The organism is Bradyrhizobium oligotrophicum S58 (genome assembly GCF_000344805.1).
GTDB lineage: Bacteria > Pseudomonadota > Alphaproteobacteria > Rhizobiales > Xanthobacteraceae > Bradyrhizobium > Bradyrhizobium oligotrophicum.
Genome location: NC_020453.1, coordinates 3,597,136 through 3,619,268, shown reverse-complemented (window position 1 = coordinate 3,619,268; position 22,133 = coordinate 3,597,136). Strand labels below are relative to the sequence as shown.

Annotated in this window: 7 protein-coding genes and 1 pseudogene (1 of these 8 running past the window's edge); 2 read left to right on the top strand and 6 right to left on the bottom strand. The window is 63.8% G+C overall.

Annotated features, from left to right (window positions below):
* Positions 1–79: 79 nt before the first annotated feature.
* The gene (locus tag S58_RS15475; protein ID WP_042339569.1) at positions 80–985 is read left to right on the top strand and encodes a LysR family transcriptional regulator; all 906 of its coding nucleotides are present in this window, start codon (positions 80–82) and stop codon (positions 983–985) included.
* A gap of 460 nt (positions 986–1,445) precedes the next feature.
* Here S58_RS15475 and S58_RS15470 read toward each other — a convergent pair whose 3' ends face one another.
* The 4 genes from S58_RS15470 to S58_RS15455 all read right to left on the bottom strand — a co-directional run bounded on the left by S58_RS15470 (position 1,446) and on the right by S58_RS15455 (position 7,384).
* Positions 1,446–1,802: a hypothetical protein gene (locus tag S58_RS15470; RefSeq protein WP_160167599.1), complete on the bottom strand. Its 357-nt coding sequence runs from the start codon at positions 1,800–1,802 to the stop codon at positions 1,446–1,448.
* 215 nt (positions 1,803–2,017) lie between these two features.
* Entirely contained in the window at positions 2,018–2,989 is a 972-nt protein-coding gene (locus tag S58_RS15465; RefSeq protein ID WP_015666275.1) for a hypothetical protein, read from the bottom strand.
* A 165-nt stretch (positions 2,990–3,154) separates the two neighbouring features.
* Positions 3,155–3,481: a helix-turn-helix domain-containing protein gene (locus tag S58_RS15460; protein WP_244440773.1), complete on the bottom strand. Its 327-nt coding sequence runs from the start codon at positions 3,479–3,481 to the stop codon at positions 3,155–3,157.
* A 1,329-nt stretch (positions 3,482–4,810) separates the two neighbouring features.
* The gene (locus tag S58_RS15455; protein ID WP_042339565.1) at positions 4,811–7,384 is read right to left on the bottom strand and encodes a hybrid sensor histidine kinase/response regulator; all 2,574 of its coding nucleotides are present in this window, start codon (positions 7,382–7,384) and stop codon (positions 4,811–4,813) included.
* A 588-nt stretch (positions 7,385–7,972) separates the two neighbouring features.
* Here S58_RS15455 and S58_RS15445 point away from each other — a divergent pair.
* A complete protein-coding gene (locus tag S58_RS15445) occupies positions 7,973–13,108 on the top strand; it encodes a beta strand repeat-containing protein (RefSeq protein WP_015666271.1) in 5,136 nt (1,711 codons plus the stop codon).
* A gap of 410 nt (positions 13,109–13,518) precedes the next feature.
* Here the strand turns inward: S58_RS15445 and S58_RS36590 are convergent.
* Together S58_RS36590 and S58_RS38785 are read right to left on the bottom strand one after the other, a co-directional pair.
* Positions 13,519–13,737: pseudogene (locus S58_RS36590) on the bottom strand (transposase); the annotation flags it as partial.
* A 201-nt stretch (positions 13,738–13,938) separates the two neighbouring features.
* On the bottom strand, positions 13,939–22,133 hold the final stretch of the coding sequence (locus S58_RS38785; RefSeq protein ID WP_144058322.1) for a tandem-95 repeat protein. Its footprint extends 21,259 nt past the window's final position; 8,195 of the gene's 29,454 nt are visible here — the last part of the coding sequence; its start codon lies beyond the right edge, outside the window; it ends in the stop codon at positions 13,939–13,941.

The following is a 22,133-nucleotide window of genomic DNA, read 5'->3' as shown; positions in this document are numbered from 1 at the left end:
CCTGCTGTCTCCAGCAATCTGGCTCCTCTCCTTCAAAACAAAAATTGCCGATCATTCTTGAGATGCTATACGTTTTCGTATGACGGAACCTTCAGATTGGAGCCTGCTGCGCTCGTTGCTGGCCGTGATCAGGCGGGGCAGCCTGTCCGCGGCGGCGCGGGCCACCGGGCTGACGCAGCCGACCGTCGGCCGCCACATCGACGAGCTGGAGGCAGGCCTCGGCGTCGCGCTGTTCACCCGCTCCCAGACCGGCCTGCTGCCGACCGCGGCTGCGCTGGCGCTGGTGCCGCATGCCGAGGCGATGGAGGCGGCGTTCGCGGCGCTGGTGCGCGCGGCCAAGACCGGCGGCGACGCGACGCAGCCGCGCGGCGTCGTCAGGATCTCGGCGAGCGAGATCGTCGGCACCTTTGTGCTGCCGCCGATCCTCTCCGATATCCGGAAGCGGTTTCCGAACATCGTGATCGAGCTGGTTCTCAACAACCGGACCGACGATCTCTTGCGGCGTGACGCCGATATCGCCGTGCGGATGGTGAGGCCGAAGCAGCACGGCCTCGTCGCGCGCCGCCTCGGCAGCATTCCGCTCGGGCTGTACGCGCATCGCGACTACATCGATCGCTTCGGCCTGCCGGACACGATCGAGGCGCTCGCCACGCATCACGTCATCGGCTTCGACCGCGACGATCATTCCGCGCGCTCGGTGGCGAGCGCACAGCTGCCGATCTCGCGCGAGATCTTCTCCTATCGGGTCGATTCCGACGTCGCGCAGGTCACGGCCATCGAAGCAGGTCTTGGCATCGGCGGGATGCAGAAGGCCATGGCTAACCGCAATCCGGCACTCCTGCCCGTTCTCGCCGACCACGTCGCCTTCGAGCTCGACTGCTGGCTGGCCGTGCACGAAGACCAGAAGGACTCGGCGCCGATCCGCGCCATGTTCGACGGGCTGGCGGAGGGGCTGACGCGGTGGGTCAGCGAGGGCAAGTCGTAAGGTATTCACGCGTGCTGCCAGTTGCGCCGCGTCCTCCGCCGGAAACTTCAGAACAAGTGTCAAGGGCCGCGTTGGACAGGATCTTCTTGCTGCCCCCTTCTGACAGTTCGCGACCCCCTTTCGAAATTTGTTCGACTGGCGGAATCAGCCAGAGTGCGAGCGATATCGTGCCACAAGCCTCTGCCGCTCACTGCGAACCCGACATCCGCTAAGTTCTCTGCACCCGAGGATCGGATGGAACAGCTATGGGACCGCGGACGGTCTGGTCTCTTGAAAGACAAAACCGACCGCATGTTGAGTTGGTCCCGCGCTCGTCAGCCTCCGCCGTGCGGGTCGTTCCCTACTACGATCCAGTCTTGGTGCCCGACCGCATCGCCCATCAAGCACGAGCATCCCTCGTACTTCACGCTGCATCGCGATTCAGTAAAGCACGCGGGCCTGGCGTCCCGGCCAGCAGTCATCACTGACACGCGGGCGCAGCCGCGGTGTTCGTCCCGGCGACCGCATTGACGTTGATGATGTCGGACGAGCTACGAGCGAGAAAGCAATAGCTGTCATTACCCGCGACGGCATAGAAGCACGACGCACCGCCCGCAGGGATAATGATGTTGCTCGCGTCGCCAATTCGAAACACCGTCGCTGTGGCGGCGCGCGTCGTGGTGCTGTTCGGATTCTTCCGGAACGTTATCCCCGTGTTCGGCGGTGTAACATTGATCTGCGAGAACGTCCTGCAATCGGGGCTGAACGCCAGGTCGACGGCGAAGGCCGCGTCGGCGCCCGTTGCGAGCAGGCCAAGCCCGGTCAAAGTCGCGATCACTTGGCGGCGAACGATGTGGATCGAGGCGGTACGACACATAACATTTCTCCTTGTTCGTGAACGATGTGATCATCAAAGGACGTAGTGGAATGCTGCTCATTGGTGCGAGCTGCCGATTGCCGGAAGCTCCGCATCGGGCGCTCCCAGCAATCCGCTCATGCGGTGAAGGACCCATGCCCGGGTTCCCCGGGCACCTCGCCCCTCACCAACCTTGCTTACGACGAGAAGGTGCCGGTGGCCGTGGTCGCATCGATTGCGGTGCACATGGAGCCCCGATACGGGCCGCCGGTCGGACCGACCTGGTACTCACTGAGGCGATGGATTGCGCCGGGGTTGCTGAGGTTCGTGATCGTCACCGGCAAATTGAAATTCGCTGCCGTACCCGTGGAAATGACGGCAGTGCCAGCCTCGTTTTTGACATCAGCGTTGGGCCCGGCCGCCCCGATCAGCGAGGTCCCCCCACTGGATCTCTCGACCAGACCTACCTGACCGTCGGCCAACCTGGCCAAGGCCATGTTCTTCACAGTCCAGGTTCCATCGGCATTGTACGTCACGTTGAACGTCGTATAGCCGGGTGTCGCGTCACATACTGCGGCATTGATCGATGAACTCGTGAAGTTCATGACGGTGCCGGCCGTATAGTTCCCGGTCTGGACGTAGAAAATGATGACGGGCTGGCAGTCGAGGTTTGAGGTCGGCTGAACCGTGACGAAGTTGGAAAGAGTGATCGCTCCAGAGACCGACTGAACCGCGGATCCGGCGTTGTATTGCGCAAGAACAGGATTGAAAGTCGGCGTGACGATACGGAATGACCCGGGCTGCGGACCGGCCGTCGAAACAGGCACCGACAGTCCGAGCGAGGGCGACACGGTCATCTGCGTCGTGTTGTTGGTGGGCGCACCACCACTGGCCGGCGTGAGATTGATGGGCTGGATGGCGGCCAACTGCCCGGAGGGTTGACCGACCTGCGGAGGCTGAACCTGCTGCGCTGCGCCGGCGTAGTATTGCAGGATCATCGAAAAGGTGAGCACAGCGCCCGACGTGGCATTCGGCAGCAGCGTCTGGCTATAGAGACTATTCGTGTAGACCTGCGGTCCGCCCGAATACACTGCCGGCTGCTGGAAGAAGAAGAAGTTCTGGGCATTGAGGCTCTTGTTGATGACGTTGATCGTAATCAAGGTGGCCATATTGATCTCCTCTGGGCCAATGGTTTCCCAAGTTCGCCTCCAGCCGAGATAACCTCGGAGGCAACTACACCCTAAGAGACTCCCACGTCTTTAATACCTCTTTTGGTTGCATCGCCCGCAAGCCGCGACTATAGTTCTTGCGCCGATCGCAAGCCGTTCAAGCTTTCAATTTTCCGGGAGGATAGAATCGATAAATGCGAGCAGAAGCGATTTTGAATGATCTGTCATCATCGCCTCAATTCTCTGAAAATAGAGCAGAAGCTTATCCCTCGTTACGATGACGTGCTCGACGCGCGACCTGTGAGCATTGATTTCGCCTGTTCCATTCAGGAACCAATCCAGAGATATGTCGAGCTCTTTGCATAGCAATATTGCACTCTCGACAGAGGTCGGGCCGTCGATCTTCCAGCGCGTGATAGTACTTTCATTGACTCCCAGAGCGTGCGCCAGCGCGTGTTGTTTTGTGATTCCACGAATCTGCATCGCCTCCATCATTCTCTCCCCTCGCGTCGACATTTTTGACGTATCTCCGTCGGATCAACTGAGGTCATTCACCTTTCTTGAAACCGAGCAACGGATTCGCCCCTTTTCGGAAGACGCCTGCCGGATTGGCATCGATGCGGATGTCGTGCATCTGGCCACGCGGCCAAAGCTAATTCGTATCCTGCTACACGACTACCATGCAACAATCGGTGGAGCGCGGCGCGTAGCATCTCAGAAAAATATGAAAAATGACGGAATCAATTCGACAAATAGCAAGCGCCGACAACATTCGAGATACGGCATTTCAAACCATGCTTGCCATTCGAAAGCGCGCAACATCAATTTGCAAACGGCCTTTCGTTTACGCGATAGTCGCGCCGTGTAGTTCCTTCCGAGGACATTCAACTCTGCAAAAAAAACGAACTGGTGGCTCTCTCACCAATTTGCGCCTGCATCAACGATGTCGATTCGATCTGTTCGCGCAACTGCGTATAGCCGTCAGCAAAGGAGACGACGCGAAGCGGACGACCCGAACTGCTATGTACTGCAGGGTGAAGACGATCGAATGTCCTACGGCCCATCAGCGACTTCGATGTCTGCCAGCGCGGGCAGGTCTCATCGTTCGGCTTCCGTCATGAGGCGAAGCAACGCAGGCTTTTCCGAGCGATCCCGGACCGAAGCCGCCTGCGCCGACAAGTTTAGTTTGGCCGTCGCCTCAACGACATCGCCCGGTCCAGTCGTTGCGCGACAAAGATTCTACTTTCTTTTTTTCAGAAAATATGATTGAGTGTCGCCATCCCGCCTCGGCACGAGGGGCGTTTCGCGATCGTCACGACACGCGGGGTGGGATGCGGTGGGCGTAGCGGTTCGCAGCGTGACCTGATCATGCGGACGAACGAATCCGTTGCGCCGGCGAAATCGTAGGGTCCTGGCCTCCCGACGCTGAGGCCAAGCGCGCGACAACGCTTTCGCGTTGCGCGGGTGACGGGGGCAAGACAGCCGGTCCCCGGGGAGAGGACGTATAAGCCGTGAAAACCATCGCGCGGGGAATGCCGGGATGTCTCGGCTGAACCTGTGGTTCCTGCCGCCAGCATTCTTGTTAGCTGGCGGGCCATGGGTGCGGCCAGCGCCCGGCATTCCCTGCGCCCTCGCCTTTCGAGGGCGGACCGACCGGCAAACCTCGGACGCCATGCGCGCCGCGAGATCGAGAAAGCACGTGCGCTGCCTGCCGCAGCAGCTCGCAACGATCGGCGATGCGCCAACTGATTTTCCGGGGGTCCCCGTGACCGACACTCATCGACGCAACCGCGACGCATCCCCGGCTCACGGGCTGCGAACTCAATTCACCTTGGTGCCGGCCAGGGTCGACACGATGGCCTCGGACAATTGCCCGAGACGGAACGGCTTGGCGAGCAGCGTCGTCGTGGCGCGGAATTCGTCGGGCACCAGCGAGGGATCGGCGAAGCCGGACATGAAGAGAATGGGCAGCTCCGGCCATCTGCGGCGCGCCTGTCGTGCGAGATCGACGCCCGTCACGCCGCCGGGCAGGAGAATATCGGTGAGCAGCAGCGCGATCGGCTCCGGCCGCTCCAATTCGGCGATCGCCGAGGTCGGATTGGTGACGACGACCGGCCGGTACCCCATCGAGGACAGCATGGTGGACGCCATGGCGCCAACGAGCGGATTATCCTCCACCACCAGAATCCGTTCGCCGGTCTCCGGCCGCGACAATCTCGCGGCGCCGGCAGGCGGCCGGTCGCTCGCTCCCGGTCCCGCGCTCGGCAGATACAGCGTGACGCGCGTCCCCTCCGCCACGCGGCTCGCGATCACCACGGTGCCTCCGGATTGCCGGGCGAAGCCATAGACCATGCTGAGGCCAAGCCCGCTGCCCTTGCCGAACTCCTTGGTGGTGAAGAAGGGTTCGAAGGCGCGGCGCGCGACTTCGGGCGGCATCCCTGCGCCCATGTCGGAGACCGTGATCGTCACGTAGTCACCGGGGGTGACGCGCTCGTCGCCGTCATCGAGCGGCTGGTCGAGCACGGCATTGGCGGTCGTGATCGTCAGGCGCCCGCTGCCCGCCATCGCGTCACGCGCGTTGAGGGCGAGATTGAGCAGCGCATTCTGCAATTCCGTCGGATCGATCAGGCAGCGCCACAGCATCGGGTCCTGCGCGACTTCGATCTCGATGGTTTCACCGAGCGTCCGCTGCAGGATCGTCGTCATTCCACTGACGAGCTGATTCACATCGGTGATCTGCGGCCGCAGCGTCTGCTTGCGGGCGAAGGCGAGCAGGCGGCGGTTGAGATCGGCGACCCGCTCCGCGGCCTCGATCGCCCGTTCGACCAGGCTGCGGGACGAACTCTCGGTCGCGGGCAAGGCATCGAGCAGCAGATCGAGATTGCCGAGCGTCGCTGCCAGCATGTTGTTGGAGTCGTGCGCAATGCCGCCGGCCAACTGTCCGATGGCTTCCATCTTCTGCGCCTGACGCAGTTCGTCCTCGATGCGCTTGCGCTCGGTGATGTCGACCGACAGCACGAAATAGCCGCGCACCGTGCCGTCCTGGCCGCGATCCGGCACCCGAATGGTCTGGCACCAGCGTTCGCTGCCGTCGGGAAACGCCACCTTCTCCTCGCCGGCGGCGGTCCGGCCCGCCAGCGCGGCGTCAACCTTCCGCCTCACCTCGGCAGCTCGCGAGGGATCGATGTAATCGTCGATCCTGCGGCTGGCTTCGGCGGACGGCTGGGCATACCATTCTCGCGCGACCCGGTTGGCATAACGGATGTAACCATCGGCGCCGACATGGACGATCAGCGCGGGCACGTTCTCGGTGACCAGCTGATGCTGCTCGAAATTGTCCCGCAGCGCCTGCTCGGAGTCCTCGCGCAGCCGCCATTGCCGCGCCAGGCCGAGGCCGAATCCGACGATCAGCAGGTTGAGCCCGGCGGCGATCACGCTGTAGTACAGCGCATTGTTCTTCCAGCCCGCCAGGTATTCGACCGGGTCGCGCGCCACGGTCACCACCAGCGGCATGCCGGCGACCCGGCGATAGCTGATGCTGCGCGACGTGCCGTCCGTCATTCCGCTGCCTTCGAAGCTTCCGCTCGGCGCTTGCGGAAGATGGCGCGTGAACAGGCGATTCGATCGGACGTCGCGCCCTGCAAACTCGTCGGCATTCGGCGTTCGCAGCAGAATCGTGCCGTCGTCGCGGTAGAGCGTCACGGTGCCACGCTGCCCGACGTTCAGGGACAGAAAGAACTGCCGCAGATTCTCGTAGTCGAGAGGCACGAAGACGACGCCGCCAAAACGTCCGTCGGGCGTCAGATAGGCGCGGCTCACCGCGATGACGAGCTTACTACGAACGCGCGAGGCCACCGGCACGTCGATGAAGAGACCGCGACCCGGGTCATCGCGCTGCACCTGGTAGTAAGCCCGATCGGCGAAGCTTCTTTCCCGGCCGGGTCCCCCGTTGCCCAGGCTGTCACCCAGCAGATTTCCCGCGGCATCGAGAACGACGATCGCGTTTGCGACAGGGTACGGCGCCACCCGCTGCTGCAATTCATTGATCAGCGCCGGATTGCCAGGGGTCAGCAGCGATGGATTCCGGGCGAGACTATCGATGGTCGTGCTCAGCAGAACCTCGACGCCCTGGATGTTGCGCAGCATGTATTCTTCGAGCGCGCGCGCGAGATCGCCGTTGGCGGCTTCGGTCGTCCGATAGGTCTCGCGATAGTTCACGGACAGCATGTGCGCGACGAAGGCATCGCACAGCAGCGCCAGCACAAGACCACTCAGGACGATGATCCGGGGAGTCCAGCGCCGGTTCATGCCGGATCGGAGATCGAGCCGGCCGCCAAGGCCTCCCTGCCGCGGATCGCGCCGACGGTCGACTGTCGCTTTGAGTTGATCCAACATGGCCGGATTTTCTGGAACTTGGTCGAGCAGGTTGATTGTGAATTGATCGGCGCGGGAGCGTCGGCCATCGCACGACGCGCTGCCAACTCGGCATCCCCCGGGGCTGCAGCCTCGCGATGCATTCGCGGTATATTGATAACACGTCATGCCGAGAGGTGTCATCTACGGCAGTGCTGCCCGCGACCGGGCGTGCCGCCACTCGCTCGCGACGCCTTTGGCTTTGCAGCTATCGAAGTCGGCGAGCTTGCTGAAGGTCTCCCTTGATTTTTCCCCGCGGACGCTCCTGCCGAACCTGCTCAGGCTCCGGACGACCGTGCTCCGCCGCTCCGAAAACCGACTGCGCAGATCGGCTGGCAATTCGTATTTCAAGAATTGATCGACGGCCCCGGTCCCGCCCCGGCCTCCGCGTCGGAGAATCATTTTCGGCCAGGCACTCCCGGGCGAGAGGCCACGATATCGCGCCGCAAGCGGCGCTGCGGTCGAGAGCTTAACCATGCGCCGGTCGTGGCGGTACCCTGAGGTTGCGTCGTGCAGTCAGGTTTAATAATACGTTAACCAACGGTATCTGGTTGGCTGCAGGAGCAGGGAATGAACGCTCGCGTCGTCGTCGCCCAGAACGAGCCCTCGATCCATCGAGGTCTCGACGGCCACTCGCCCCGCCTGATCCGGCTGAACAAGCCGCAGGGGGACCAGGCGCTGACGATCCATCTCGATGGACGCGTGCAGCTGGATTTCTCGGCCATCGCCGGCGAGAACATCACGCTCGTGCATGCCGGCGACCGCCTGGTGATCCTGTTCGACAACCGCGCGGCCGTGACGCTGGACCCGTTCTACGGCCCGGACGGTCAACCCCTCCCCGCTATTTCGATCCATCTCGGCCCGGATCGCGATGTCTCAGGAATAGATTTCGCTGCATTGTTCCCCGTCACCACCGACCAGTCGGTGCTGCCGGCGACCGGCAACGGCTCGCCCGCTGTCGGCGGCGGCTTCGCGCCGTCCCCGCCGCAGGTCGATGCGCTGGCCACCGGCCAGGCACTGCCGCTGCTGGAAGCGGATGCGCAGGCGGCTCGGGGATCGACCACTTCGGGCGAAACTCACAGCGTCAATCGCGTCCCCACTGCGGTCGCCGACCAGGGCGCGGTGATCGAGGCCGGCGTCCATCCCGGCAACACTCCGTTTGCGGGCGTCAGCATCGCTCGCGGCAATGTGCTGGCCAACGATGTCGACCTCGATCCTGGTGATATCAAGCTGGTGGTTGGCGTTGCCGTCGGCACGGCCGCAGCGGTGACAGGCCAAGTCGGCACGACGCTGACCGGCATCTATGGAAGCCTGGTGCTCGATGCCCAGGGATCTTGGACCTACACGCTCGACAATGCCAATGCGGCGACGCAAGCACTGGCGCAAGGTGTCCATGGCAGCGACGTTTTCACCTATACGATGCGCGACGCGCAGGGTGAGACCTCGACCACCACACTGACCTTGGACGTGCTCGGCAGCAACGACGCGCCGGTGATGTCGACCGGTGCCGCGCTGGCGCTGCATGAAGACAGCGGGCAAACGCAGTCGAGCGCGCGTCATGTGGCGGCCGGCACGCTCGGCTTCAGCGATGTCGATCTGTCCGACAGCCATACGGTGGATGTCGCGCTGGGGGCCGCGCAATGGTCGGGCGGCAAGGCAATTCCGGCAGCAACGCTCAGCGATGCCGCAACTGCGCTGAGCGCCGTGATCACCGCCGACAGCCCTGGCGCAGCCGGCAGCATCGGCTGGAGCTTCGGCCTTGGGGATGCCGACCTCGATTTCCTCGGCGCCGGCGAGACCCTGGTGCTGACCTATCAGGTGACGGTGACAGACAGCCAGTCCGCCAGCGCCATGCAGACGGTGACCATGACCATCACCGGCAGCAATGACGCGCCGGTGATCACCGCCGCTTCGTCGTCCGACGTCACCGAACAGCGGGCCACAACGGGATCGTCAATTCCGGACCAGGTCACCGGCAAGCTGGCCTTCACCGATGTCGACATCAGCGACGGCCATACGGCTGCCGTGACGGGCGTGGCGAGCAGCGGCACGCTGTCCGGCCTCGGCGTCACCGCCGCCGATCTGCAATCATTCCTGCACATCGACAGCGTGACCAAGATGGCAGGCTCGAGCAGCGGCAGCGTCGGCTGGACGTTCTCGGCTCCCGACTCAACTTTCGACTATCTTGGCGCGGGCGAGACCCTCACCCTCACCTACAAGGTCGCGCTCGACGATCACCACGGCGGCACGGCCGACAGCACCATCAGCATCACCGTCACCGGAACCAACGACGCGCCGGCGCTGCAGCCGTCCGCTCCGGCCTTGCCGGGGATCACCGAGGACCAGACCACTCCCTCCGGCACGACCGTCGCCAGCCTGCTGGCCAACCACGTGACCGATGCGGATGCGGGTGCGGCTCCGGGCATCGCCATCACCGGCGCGGTTGCCAGCCATGGGCATTGGCAGTTCTCGATCGATGGCGGCAGCACATGGAGTGATTTCGCCACCTATTCGGCCGGCTCGGCGCTGTTGCTGGCGCCGACCGATCTGGTCCGCATGGTGCCGGACGGCAATGATGGCGGCCTCGACTCGTTTTCCTTCGTTGCCTGGGACCAGACCTCGGGCCAGCATGGGCTGACGATCGATGCCTCCACGCGCGACGGCTCCAGCGCCTTCTCCGCACAGTCCGACACAGCGACCATCACCGTCGAGGCGATCAACGACGCTCCGGTGATCCACGCTCCGACCGCGATCACAATCGCGAGCGGAACGTCGCTGACGCTGGCCAACAGTTTTGCCATCACGGTGACCGATGTCGATGCCGGCGCGGGGGCCGTCAGTTTGGGCCTCAGCGTCACCCACGGCAGCCTCTATCTTCCGTCGGGGAACCTTACCATTCCGACCCAAGGCGCGACCTTCACCGGCTCATTGATGGACGTCCTCGACCTGTTGAAGGATGCCGTGTTCACGCCCGATAGCGGCTTCATCGGCCAGGCATTCATATCGATCGCTTGCAGCGACAACGGCCACACCGGTGCCGGCGGCGCACTGCTCGACAGCCAGCTTATCGTCATCGACGTCGCGCCCTCCGCTGGCGACCACGCGACCACTGACGAAGATACCGCACTGACGGTGGATGCCACCCATGGCGTGCTCGCCAACACCGATCCGACGGCAAGCTTGAATGTGGCAAACGGCGACTTCAGCACCACGCATGGCGGCTCCGTGCATTTCAATTCCGATGGCAGTTACAGCTACACGCCGGCGCAGGATTTCAACGGGATCGATACGGTCGATTTCACGGTGGACGGCCCGTCGGGCCCCAGGAGCGGCACCCTCAGCATCGCCGTGAATGCTGTCAACGACGCTCCGGTGGTCCATGCCCCGGCTGTTGTCACTGTCGCCGCGGGCGGCCGTTTTACTTTCTCGGGCAGCAATGCGATCTCGGTCACCGATGTGGATTCCGGCGACCAGATCGTTGGTCAATTCGTCAGCGTAACCCACGGCACCCTCTATCTTCCGTCGAGCAATCTTACGATCGTCGGAGGAGGTCTCATCACGGGCCCACTCAGCCCCGACCAACTATTCGGGAATGCCGTGTTCACGCCTGACCCCGGCTTCACCGGCCAGGCAAAGATAACAATCTCCGTCAGCGACAACGGACATAGCGGTGCCGGCGGCTCCCTCAGCGACAGCAAGACCGTCATCATCAACGTCGAGAACAGTCCGGTCATTACTTCGGGGATCCAGACGGCTGATATCATCGAGGATTTCGCCGCCACGGTGCCAGCCACCGAGCGGATCACCAATGGAGGCTTCGAGGCGACCGCCCCCTTCTCCGGCTGGACCAACACGGGGTTCGTCGCGATCAGCGAGCCGCACACCGGAACGACCTCGGTGGGGTCCTATCTCGGCACCTACAGCTTGAGCCAGACGCTCGCGACGGTCGCGGGCATCACCTACCACGTCAGTTTCTGGGCCTCGAATCCTTTCGACAACGGCGTGCAGTCCGAAGGCATGACCGTCAACTGGAACGGCGCGACGGTGTTTGCGCTCGGCGATATCCCGCCGTCCGGCGGCTATCGGAATTTCACGCATTACGGCTTCGACGTGATGGCGACCGGCGCCAGTTCGGCACTGAGCCTGACGATGTGGGATACCCAGGGCTGGTGGGTGCTGGACGATGTCTCGGTGACGGCGCAAGTGACACCCGGCACCGAGACGACCAGAGGCATCATCACTTTCAGCGACGCCGATCATAGCGACACTCACGCGGTGTCGTACACGACGCCGGCCGGCAGTCACTATTACGGCACCTTCACGCCGACGCTGACCCATGACACTACCGGCACCGGCACTGGCGGTACCGTGGACTGGAGCTTCAGCGTCGACGACAGCACCATCCACTTCCTCGCCGCCAACCAGACGCTGACCCAGACCTACACGGTCAGCATCGACGATGGCCATGGCGGCCACGCCACGCAGGACGTGACCGTGACGCTGCACGGCACCAATGATGCGCCGGTCGGGGTCAACGACACCATCATCATCAACGGCTACAGCGGCGCCGCACCGGGCACGGCTGCCGCCACACCGGTCTTCAATGAGACCGAGAGCAACGGCGCTATCTCGACCGCCAATGCGATCGACCGCACCGCGCTGGTGATCGCGCCCAATGCCAACCTCACTGATGCGACCGATCCGTCGATCACCATTCACGGCGCGCTGAGCAGCAACAGCGACAAGGACTACTACAAGATCGACCTGAAGGCTGGCGAGACCGTGACGCTGGATATCGACAACAGCACGGGAGGGCTCGACAGCTACATCCGGCTCTACAACGGCGGCGGAACCCAGATCGCAGTCAACGACGACTCGAGCTCGACGAGCATCGGTGGCGGCGGCTCCTCGACCACCCGTGATTCCTATCTGAGCTACTCCGTCACCCAGGACGGCACATATTACGTTCAGGTCGGATCCTTCAACTCGGCCTCGAAGGGAGCCTACGACCTGCAGCTCAGCGTCGACAGCTACAAGGGCCTGAGCGGGGCCCCGGCGTCGATCGCCACTGCAATCCTGCTGGCCAACGATACCGATGCCGATGATGGCCACGTCCTCAGCATCACCGGCCTCACCGGCACCGGCGTATCGCTGAACGGCGACCACATCCTGGTGCAGCCGAACGTGACGTCGTTTTCCTACACGGTCAGCGACGGCATCACGCAGTCCACCGCGACCGTCTCGGTGATCCAGAAGAGCGGCCAGAGCAGCACCGGCACGATCGGAGACGACATCCTGTTCGGAACCAGCGGCGCAGACAGCCTGGACGGCGCCGGTGGCAATGATGTCCTGATCGGCGGCCTCGGCAACGACACGCTGACCGGAGGCAACGGCCACGATCGGTTCGTATTCGCCGAAAGCGGCACCTCCAATCTCGATCGGATCCTCGACTTTTCGCCGGACGATACAATCGACCTGTCCGGCCTGCTCGATGCCGCCATCGGCAACGGCTCCAACGTCGCGGATGTCGTGCGCGTGGTGCGCGGCGCGCCCGGCTCGAGCGACGTCACGGTCCAGGTCGATACTGACGGCGCGGCCGCGGGTGCGACCTGGACGGATGTCGCGGTGCTCTCGAATTACAATATGGCAGGCAATGTCATCCAGGCGATTTTCGAACATGCCCAGCATCAGTTGACGGTGGCCTAGCAAAGCCAGGCACAGCGTCTGCCGGTCGAGCGACGACACAGAGGGGCCCACGCTGATTCCCATCGCGCTCGCCACGGCCAGAGCGCCCTGCGCCTCTCGCACCATCGGCCGCTCACTTATAGATGAGACATGGTGACACGTGTCCCTAGTGGCGGGCTGGCGCTGTTCCAAAAATCAGCGTGGGAGGCGGCAGGCACCCAGCAGGGCCTATCCATCAAAAGTGAGCCAAGCAGCATGCAAGCGGTCGCGGTGCGCCCGCCGAGATGCCCATTCCAACCGTCAATCAGCCGGGATCAAGCGACCATTGGGCATCACGTTCGGCTGACTGTGTCCGGGATCGAACAGGCGGATACCCATGCGTCCGCTCGATGTCGTCGAGCGCGGAGCGCTTCACCCGGTCGGTTGCCGAATTTGAAGCTGACGTCGGAGACCATGGTCTTCCAAGCCCACTTACGATGGCCATTGCGCTGGGCCAGACGCTCGACACTCTTCTCTCCACAGGCCGCTCCGGTCAGCCCCTGCGACCTCCATCTTCATCGGCCGCTCAGCGGCAAAGCCGATCATCTCGCGCAGCAGATCTTCGGGGCCTTCTCTACGAGCGCACGAAGCTTCGTCATCTCGTCGGTCATCGAAAGTTCCTCGACTCGGGTTGGTATCCGCAACCCGGCCCTCACGGGGCAATCGCCGTAACCACCGCAAAGCGGTCCCCCGCTACATCGCAATTTGATGTGCGCGGCGGCCAGCTTTGCTCTGCCGGGTTACACCACGCCCCGGGGACACGACCGTTCATTGGCTCGTGGGTCAATGAAGGTCCGAAGTCCCCACGCCTCCTAGGCCTGACCATGCCAGACTGCCGACAGCCCCGGCTGGACCGTGGCAATGTTGGAATTTTGGATGGCTAGTGGATCTTCGAACGTCGCGGACGCGGTCGGCATGGTCGCCATGGCCTGGATCAACTGCGCAAGCGTTCCTTCAAGTCTGACATCTTGAGGCGCCATTCCATCGAATGATCCTCCAGTCGAGCCGGAGGGGCCGGTCACTCGGTCGATCGGCGGGTCGACCACCAACGTCCCGCCGCCGCCATCGCTCATCAGATTGAACGCCGAATGCGTGTAATCCCCGATCAACGACAGTCGCGCGACGTGACCCATACTGTCGCTCACGGTCAGCATTCCACTGGTCGCGCTTCCGCTGAACGCCTCGGTCGCCGACCCGAAGTCCACGTCGCGCAGGTCGATGGCGTTGGAATGCGCCAACGTCCCATCGCCGCTGAAACCGAAGATCTGGCCCGTGAATTGGGCCGAATGATCGATGATCAACGTGCCCGACGCGGCCTTGAACGTCACGGCCCCCGAGCCGCCGCCACCCAGCTCCAAGACTGCTCCGGGATCGATGACAGCCGGCTGAGCCAACTGCGGGAGCGCGATATATGCATAGCTGGCCGCTTCAACGACCGAACCCGGCTCTCCCAGAAGTCCGTCCTGCGTGAAGTCGAGCCGCAGCAGCAACTCGAACGATTTGAGCACCGCACTGGATGCCGGCAGGAAGCTGTTGCCGTTGAGCGCGGAGACGTAGTTTCCAGCGCCATCGACGTACCAGATGCCGTAGGTGTTCGCGCTGCTGTCCTTCCAGACGACGTCGTATCCTCCGGACACCGCAGCCACGGCAATCGGAGCGATGTTGCTGCCGAACTTGCCGACCGTCACTGCCGCGCCCTGGTAGAGCAATGGTATGGCCGTCGGGTTCACGACGCCGGGCGTGATACTATAGAGACTATACGCGTTTCCAAACTGTGCCAGGATCGCATCACCGCTCCAGAGAGCTTTGCCCGGGTCCAGTCCGACCCGTCCGTCGCCGTTCACGTCCTGCTGGAACGTGCTCTCGAAAGTCTCCAGCACCGGATCTGCCGGGGTGGCCAGCGACAACAGGTTTCCCTGGTAGTTCCCGGACGCATCGACGCTCCAGATATTATAGACTCCGGCGTTCGCATTCCTCCACACGACGTCGTAGCCGCCGGCGACGGCTTCGGCTCCAACGAGCGCCCAGCCCTGCCCCGCGAAGTAGCTGAGGCTTGCGGCAGCCCCAGAGAACTGCAGCACCTGTGTCACGCCGGTCGCGGCGGACTTGATCAGGACGTTGTCCCCTGCTTGGACGAGGCTCGTCGCCCCTTGCGCCTCGATCGTCGTCCCCGCCGCACCGATCGCCCCGTCGCCATTGAAATCCTGCCGGAAGATGGTCTCGTAGGACTTCAGAGCGATGCTGTCCGGCGTCATGGATACCAATGAGCCGGCGAAATTGCCGTTGCTGTCGACGTTCCAGACGTTCACGGTGCCGGCGCCGGCATTTCTCCACGCGACCGCGTATCCGCCCGCCACGGCTTCGGCGCCGATCGCGGCCCACCCGCCGCTGCCGAACGAGCTTGCGCTTACCGCGGACCCGGAGGATGTGAGTTCCCTCGCGACATCGCCCGCACTGGAGGTGACGACGAAATTGTCACCCACCTGCACCAGCTTCGTCGCTCCAAGAGCCTCGATGATGGTGCCCACGGGACCGACGGTTCCATCGCCGTTGAGATCTTGATGGAACAAGGGCTCGTACTGCTCGATGGCGGCGTTGCTCGGAGCCGCCACCGCAAGATTGCCGACGTAGTTGCCGTTGCTATCAACGTTCCAGATGACCATCTGGCCGGCACCGGCATTTCGCCACGTCACCCCGTATCCACCCGAGACGGCTTCAGCACCTACAATGACCCATCCCCCACTGGCCAGCGAGCTTGCGCTGACAGCAGAACCCGAGAACGTGAGCTCCCGCGCGACGCTGCCCGAGTTGGAGACCATGACGAAGTTGTCGCCAACCTGCAGGAGCTTCGCCGTCCCCACTGCTTCGACGGTTGTGCCGACCGGACCGATGGTCCCGTTGCCATTGAAGTCCTGATGGAACACCGGCTCATATTGCTGGATCGCGGCATTGCCGGGAGCTTCGGCCGCGAGGGTGCTGACATAATTGCCGTTGCTGTCGACGCTCCAGATGGCCATGATGCCGGCGCCGGCATTTCGCCACGCCACATCATATCCCCCTGATACTGCTTCTGCGCCGACGATGCTCCAGCCCTGGCCGGCGAAATAGCTCACGCTCGCCGCAGAACTTGAGAACATCAGCTCGCAAGCGACGTCACCTGAGATAGAGGCGATCACATAATTGTCGCCGACCTGCACGAGCTTCGTTGCTCCAAGAGCTTCGATCGTCGTGCCGACCGGGCCGATCGTTCCGTCGCCGTTGATGTCCTGACGGAACACAGGCTCGTACTGCTCGGTTGCGGCGTTGTTGGGCGGAGGTGCCGCGATAGTGCTGAGATAGTTGCCGTTGGCATCGACGCTCCAGATCGACATGATGCCGGCGCCGGCATTGCGCCACGCGACCTGGTAGCCCCCGGCCACTGCTTCCGCACCGATCAGGCTCCAGCCCTGGCCGGCGAAATAATTCGCGCTCGCCGCGGAACCAGAGAACATGAGTTCGTGCGCCTCATCACCTGATACAGACGCCATGACGTAGTTGTCGCCGACCTGCACCAGCTTCGTCGTGCCGGAAGCCTCGATCGTCGTGCCGACCGGGCCGATCGTTCCGTCGCCATTGAAGTCCTGATGGAACACCGGCTCATACTGCTGGATGACGGCGTTGGCTGGGGCCGCTGTCGCCAGCGTGCTGACATAGTTGCCGGTGCTGTCCAGGTTCCAGATGGTCATCTGGCCCGTGCCGGGATTGCGCCACGCCACGTCGTACCCGCCTGCGACCGCTTCCGCGCCGATCAGGCTCCAGCCCTGGCCGGCGTAATAGCTCGCACTTGCCGCAGTGCCGGAGAGCTTCAGGATGCTCGGCGATCCGCCTGTACTCGACTCGAGGATGAAGTTGTCGCCGACCCGCACCAGGGTCGTCGCCCCTATTGTCTCGATTGTCGAGGCGTTCGCTCCGATGCCGCCATTACCATCGATGTCCTGATTGAAGAGCTTCTCGAAGTCCTGGATCAGCGGGTTGCTGGCGGCCAGGCCTCCGCTCGGGGTGAGCGAGGACAGATAGTTGCCGCTGCCGTCGACATACCACACATCATACGTTCCGGTGTCCGTGTGCTTCCACAGCACATCGTAGCCACCCGTGACCTTGCTGACGCTGACCGGCGCAACGGCGCCGAACTGGCCCGAGGTGACGGCCACGCCCTGGTAGCGAAGCAGCGGTCCGCTCAAGCTCTCGTCGGCGAGAAGGTAGAGGTTTCCGACCGGCGCCACCTGCAACGATCGCGGAGCGAGGGTCAGCCGGAATACATCGGTGACCGCCAGCGACCCGTCGGTCGTCGTCACCGCGATGTCGAAGAACCCGACCAAATTCTGCGGCGGCTGCCCGGTAAAGCGCGTGCCGTCGAAGTTGAGCCAGGACGGCAGCGCGCTGCCGTTCGACAGTTTCGCAGTGAACGTCAGCGTGTCGCCATCGACATCGGCAAAAGCCGACTTGTCGAGAACAACGACGAGGGGCCGTCCCTCGCGCCGGACCTGATCCTCGAGTGGCCGGACCAGGACCGGGGCATCGTTGACCGGAACGACGGTCAACCGGAACACGTCGCTGGCCGACAATGTCCCGTCGTTCGCCGTCACCCGGACATCGATCGCGCCATTGAAGTTGAGCGGCGGCGTGCCTGCGAACCGGTTGCCGGTCAGCGACAGCCAGGACGGCAGCGCCGTGCCGTCGGGCAGCGTGGCGGTATAGATGAGCAGGTTGCCGTCGACGTCGGTGAAGCTGCCGGCGGGGATGGTAAAGCTGAATGCCGTATCCTCCGGCGAGCTGACGTCGGGCAGCAGCACCGCCAGCACCGGCGCATCGTTCACCGGCGTGATGGTCAACACAAAGCTGTCGCTGACCGACAGCACTCCGTCGCTGGCCGTGACCTTGATGTCCAGCGAACCGTTGAAATTTGTCGGCGGCGTGCCGGTGAAGGTCGTCCCGTTGAAGCTAAGCCAGGACGGCAGCGCACTGCCATTGGCCAAGGTCGCCGTATACGCCAGGGCGTTGCCGTCGACGTCGATGAAGCTGCCGGCGGGCACGGCGATCGAGACCGGCGTATCTTCCGGCACGCTCACGTCGGGCAGCGGCAAAGATAGCACCGGCGCATCGTTCACCGGAATGATGGTGAGATCAAACGTATCGTTCGCCGACGAGACGCCGTCGCTGGCCGTGACCCTGATGCTGATCGTGCCGTTGTAGTTCGCCGGCGGCGTACCGGTGAACCGGGTCCCATCGAAGTCCAGCCAGGACGGCAGCGCGCCGCCGTTGGCCAGTGTCGCCGTGTAGACCAGCGCATCGCCATCGACATCAATGAAGCTGCCGGCCGGGATCGTGAAGAAGACCGCCGCATCCTCTGGCGAGCTGACATCAGGCAACGGAACCGACAGCACCGGCGCGTCATTGACGGGGGTAATCGTCAACTCGAACGTGTCGTTCACCGACAGGGTGCCGTCGCTGGCCGTGACCGTGATGCTGATCGCACCATTGTAATTCGCCGGTGGCGTTCCGGTAAAGGTCGTGCCGTTGAAGCTGAGCCAGGACGGCAGCGCACCGCCGTTCGCCAGCGAGGCCGTGTAGACCAGCGGATCGCCATCGACATCCGTGAAGCTGCCCGCCGGGATCGAGAAGGAGACCGCCGCATCCTCCGGCGAGCTGACATCAGGCAGCGACACCGACAGCACGGGCGCATCGTTGACCGGCGTGATGGTCAGCCGGAACACGTCGCTTGCCGTCAGCGCCCCGTCGCTGGCCGTGACCTTGATGTCCAGCGCACCATTGTAGTTCGCCGGCGGCGTGCCGGTGAAGGTCACACCGTCGAAGCTCAACCAGGATGGCAGCGCACCACCATCCGCCAGTGCCGCCGTGCAGGCCAGCGCATCACCATCGACATCCTTAAAGCTGCCGGCAGAGATGGTGATCGAGACCGGAGTATCCTCCGACACGCTGACATCAGGCAGCGGCATCGCCAGCGCCGGCGCATCGTTCACCGGCGCGATGGTGATACGGAAGCCGTCGCTCACCATGCGCGTGCCATCGCTCGCCGTGACGAGAACATCCAGGCTGCCATTGAAATTCGTCGGCGGCGTGCCGGTGAAAGTGGTCCCATCGAAGCCGAGCCAGGACGGCAGCGCGCTGCCGTCGGCCAGGGTGGCCGAATAGCTCAGCGCGTCGCCGTTCGGATCGGTGAAGCTGCCGGGCGGGATCGCGATCGAGAGCGGCGCCTCCTCGGACGAGGATACGTCGGGCAGTGGCACCGCCAGCACCGGCGTGTCATCCATCGACGTGATGGTCAGCCGGAATACGTCGGTCGCGCTCAGCGCCCCGTCGCTGGCTGTGACCTCAACGTCGAAGCTCGCGGCCTGGTCCTGCGGCGGCGTGCCGGTGAAGCGCGTGCCATCGAAGCTGAGCCAGGATGGCAGCGGATCGCCGCCGGACAGGCGTGCCGTAAACGTCAGCGTGTCGCCATCCGCGTCGGCGAACGCCGCCGGGTCGAACGCAATGACGAGCGCCTCGCCTCCGCGAACCGCCTGATCAGCGAGCGGCCGGAGCAGCACCGGCGCATCGTTGACCGGCCGGACGTTCAGCCGGAAGCCGCTCGCGGTCGACAGCGAGCCATCGCTCGCGGTGATCGACAGCGCGATGCTGCCATTGAAGTCGGCCGGCGGCGTGCCGACCAGACGGCCGTTGGACACAGACATCCACGACGGCAGCGGCGAGCCATCGGCGCGGATGACACTGAAGGTCAGAACGTCACCATCGACGTCGGCGAACGCGGCCGTCGGCAGCGCAATCGAGAACGACTGGTCCTCGTCGATATCGACATCGCCGATCGCGCCCACGATCGCCGGCGCATCGTTGACCGGCGCGACCGACAGCAGCAGCTCCCGGATCGTCTGCGCCGTTCCGTCTGACGCGGCGATCTCGAGCTGGACCGTGCCGTTGAAATTGGCTGGCGGATTGCCGCTGAGCAGCCGCGTCTGCGGATCATATTGCAGCCATGACGGCAACGCCGCGCCGCCCTTGCTGCGGATTTCGACCAGCAGCGCATCGCCATCGACATCGGTGACGAAGCCGGCCGGCAGGATGGCGCTGAAGGGTTGATCCTCCACCCCTTTGAGCACGGGGATGGCAGAGATCACGGGCGCATCGTTGACCGCCGCGACCTCGATGCTGACCCGCGTCGTCGCCGACAGGCCGGTCGAGTCCTGGATCTCGTACTCGAACCACGCCGCGCCGTTGAAGTCGGCATCTGGCGTGATCTGGAGCTGGCCGAAACCGACATCGGTTACCGTCACGCCGGAGGTCGCCCCGATCCGGGTCAGCACGAAGGCCTGATGGTCGGCGTCGCTGTCATTGGCAAGCAGCTGGCTTGCAAACAGCGTCAGCGGCGTATCCTCACGCATGTCGAGCGTATCAGGCCGCGCGACGGGCGCATCCGCAACCGGCAGCACGTTGATCGTGACGGTGCTCGACAGGACGAAATCCTGCTCGGTCTTGATCGTGTAGCGCAGCACGAGTTCGCCGTTGAAGTCAGCGGCCGGCGTAACGCGATACTTGCCGTTCGCAAGCAGCTCGGCGCCCTCGAGCCCGACGAAGGTGAGAGACGATCCAGCCGGCACGACATCGTTTGCCATCAGGGCCGCGGGATCGATGTCGATGAAGCCGTCCTCGAGCACCTCGAAACCGGTGTCCGACACCGGGATCGGCAGTGGCACGTTCGGCGCGACCAGCAGCGTCACCAAGCCGACGCTGGATGCCCCATGGCTGTCGGTCACGCGGTACTGGAACCCCGCATTGCCGACATAGCCGGCGTTCGGCGTGAAGACCGCGGTCGACCCGACGCGGACCACCGAACCCTGGTCGCCATCGAACACCTCGACGACCTCGAAGCTGTCGCCTTCGACGTCGCGGTCGTTGGCGATCAGCGCCGCTAGATCGATCACCAACGCCTGGTCCTGCGTCGTCCTGAACACGCCCTGCGGGTCGTTGGCCGTCCCTGCCCCGTCCGGATTTGCGATCGGCGCGTCATTCACCGCGGCGACGTCGAACGTCACGGTGCCGGTCGACGTCTTGCGGCCGTCGCTGATCGTGTAGCTGAAGCTGACCGCGCCGCTGATGTTCTCGTTCGGCACGAACTGCCAGCGTCCGTCCGGCAGCTCGACGACACGCCCACCATCGGCGCTGCGGGACAGCGCCTGGAACGTGATCGTGTCGGCGTCGGGGTCGCTGTCGTTGCCGAGCAGGGCCGCCGTCGTGAAGGTGAACGGCGTATCCTCGTCGGTCGTAAAGACATCGGCCAACGCGATCGGCGCACGGTTGGTCGAAGCCACGTTGACGCGGACCTTGCCCGCGCTCGATCCGTCGGTATCGTCGGTGACGATGTACTCGAACGATGCGACGCCCTCGAAATTGTGGTCGGGCGTGAACACGATATGAGTACCGTCGAAGCTGACCGTGCTGTGCGTTGCACCGGCGACATCGACGAAGCGGATCGGGTTGCCATCGACGTCGTAGTCGTTGGAAAGCAGCGTCTGCGGATCGATCAGAAGCGGCGTATCCTCGATGGCGCTGACCGCATCGGCAACTGCCGTCGGCGGATCGTTCACCGCTGCGACGTGGACGACGACGGATCCCGTCGAGCTGCCCTCGCGATCGTCGGTCACGACATAGGTGAAGCCGTCGTCGCCGGAGAAGGCATCTGCCGGCGTATAGCGCGCATAGGCGCCGGCGTTGCCGTCGAAATGCCGGGTCAGGAGGGCGCTCTCGCTGACGCCTAGGAGCGTCCGCGTGAAGCGGATGTCGAGGCTGGCGGCGAAAGCCAGCGGAACGTCGCCGGACAATGCGCCCGTGGCACTATCGAGCGTGAGCCAGGCCGGCAGCGCGGAGCCGTCCGCAAGCGAGGCGCTCCAGACCGCGCCGTCGCGCTGGCCGAGATCGGCCGGCGGCACGATGGCGACATGGGCAAGCTCGATGA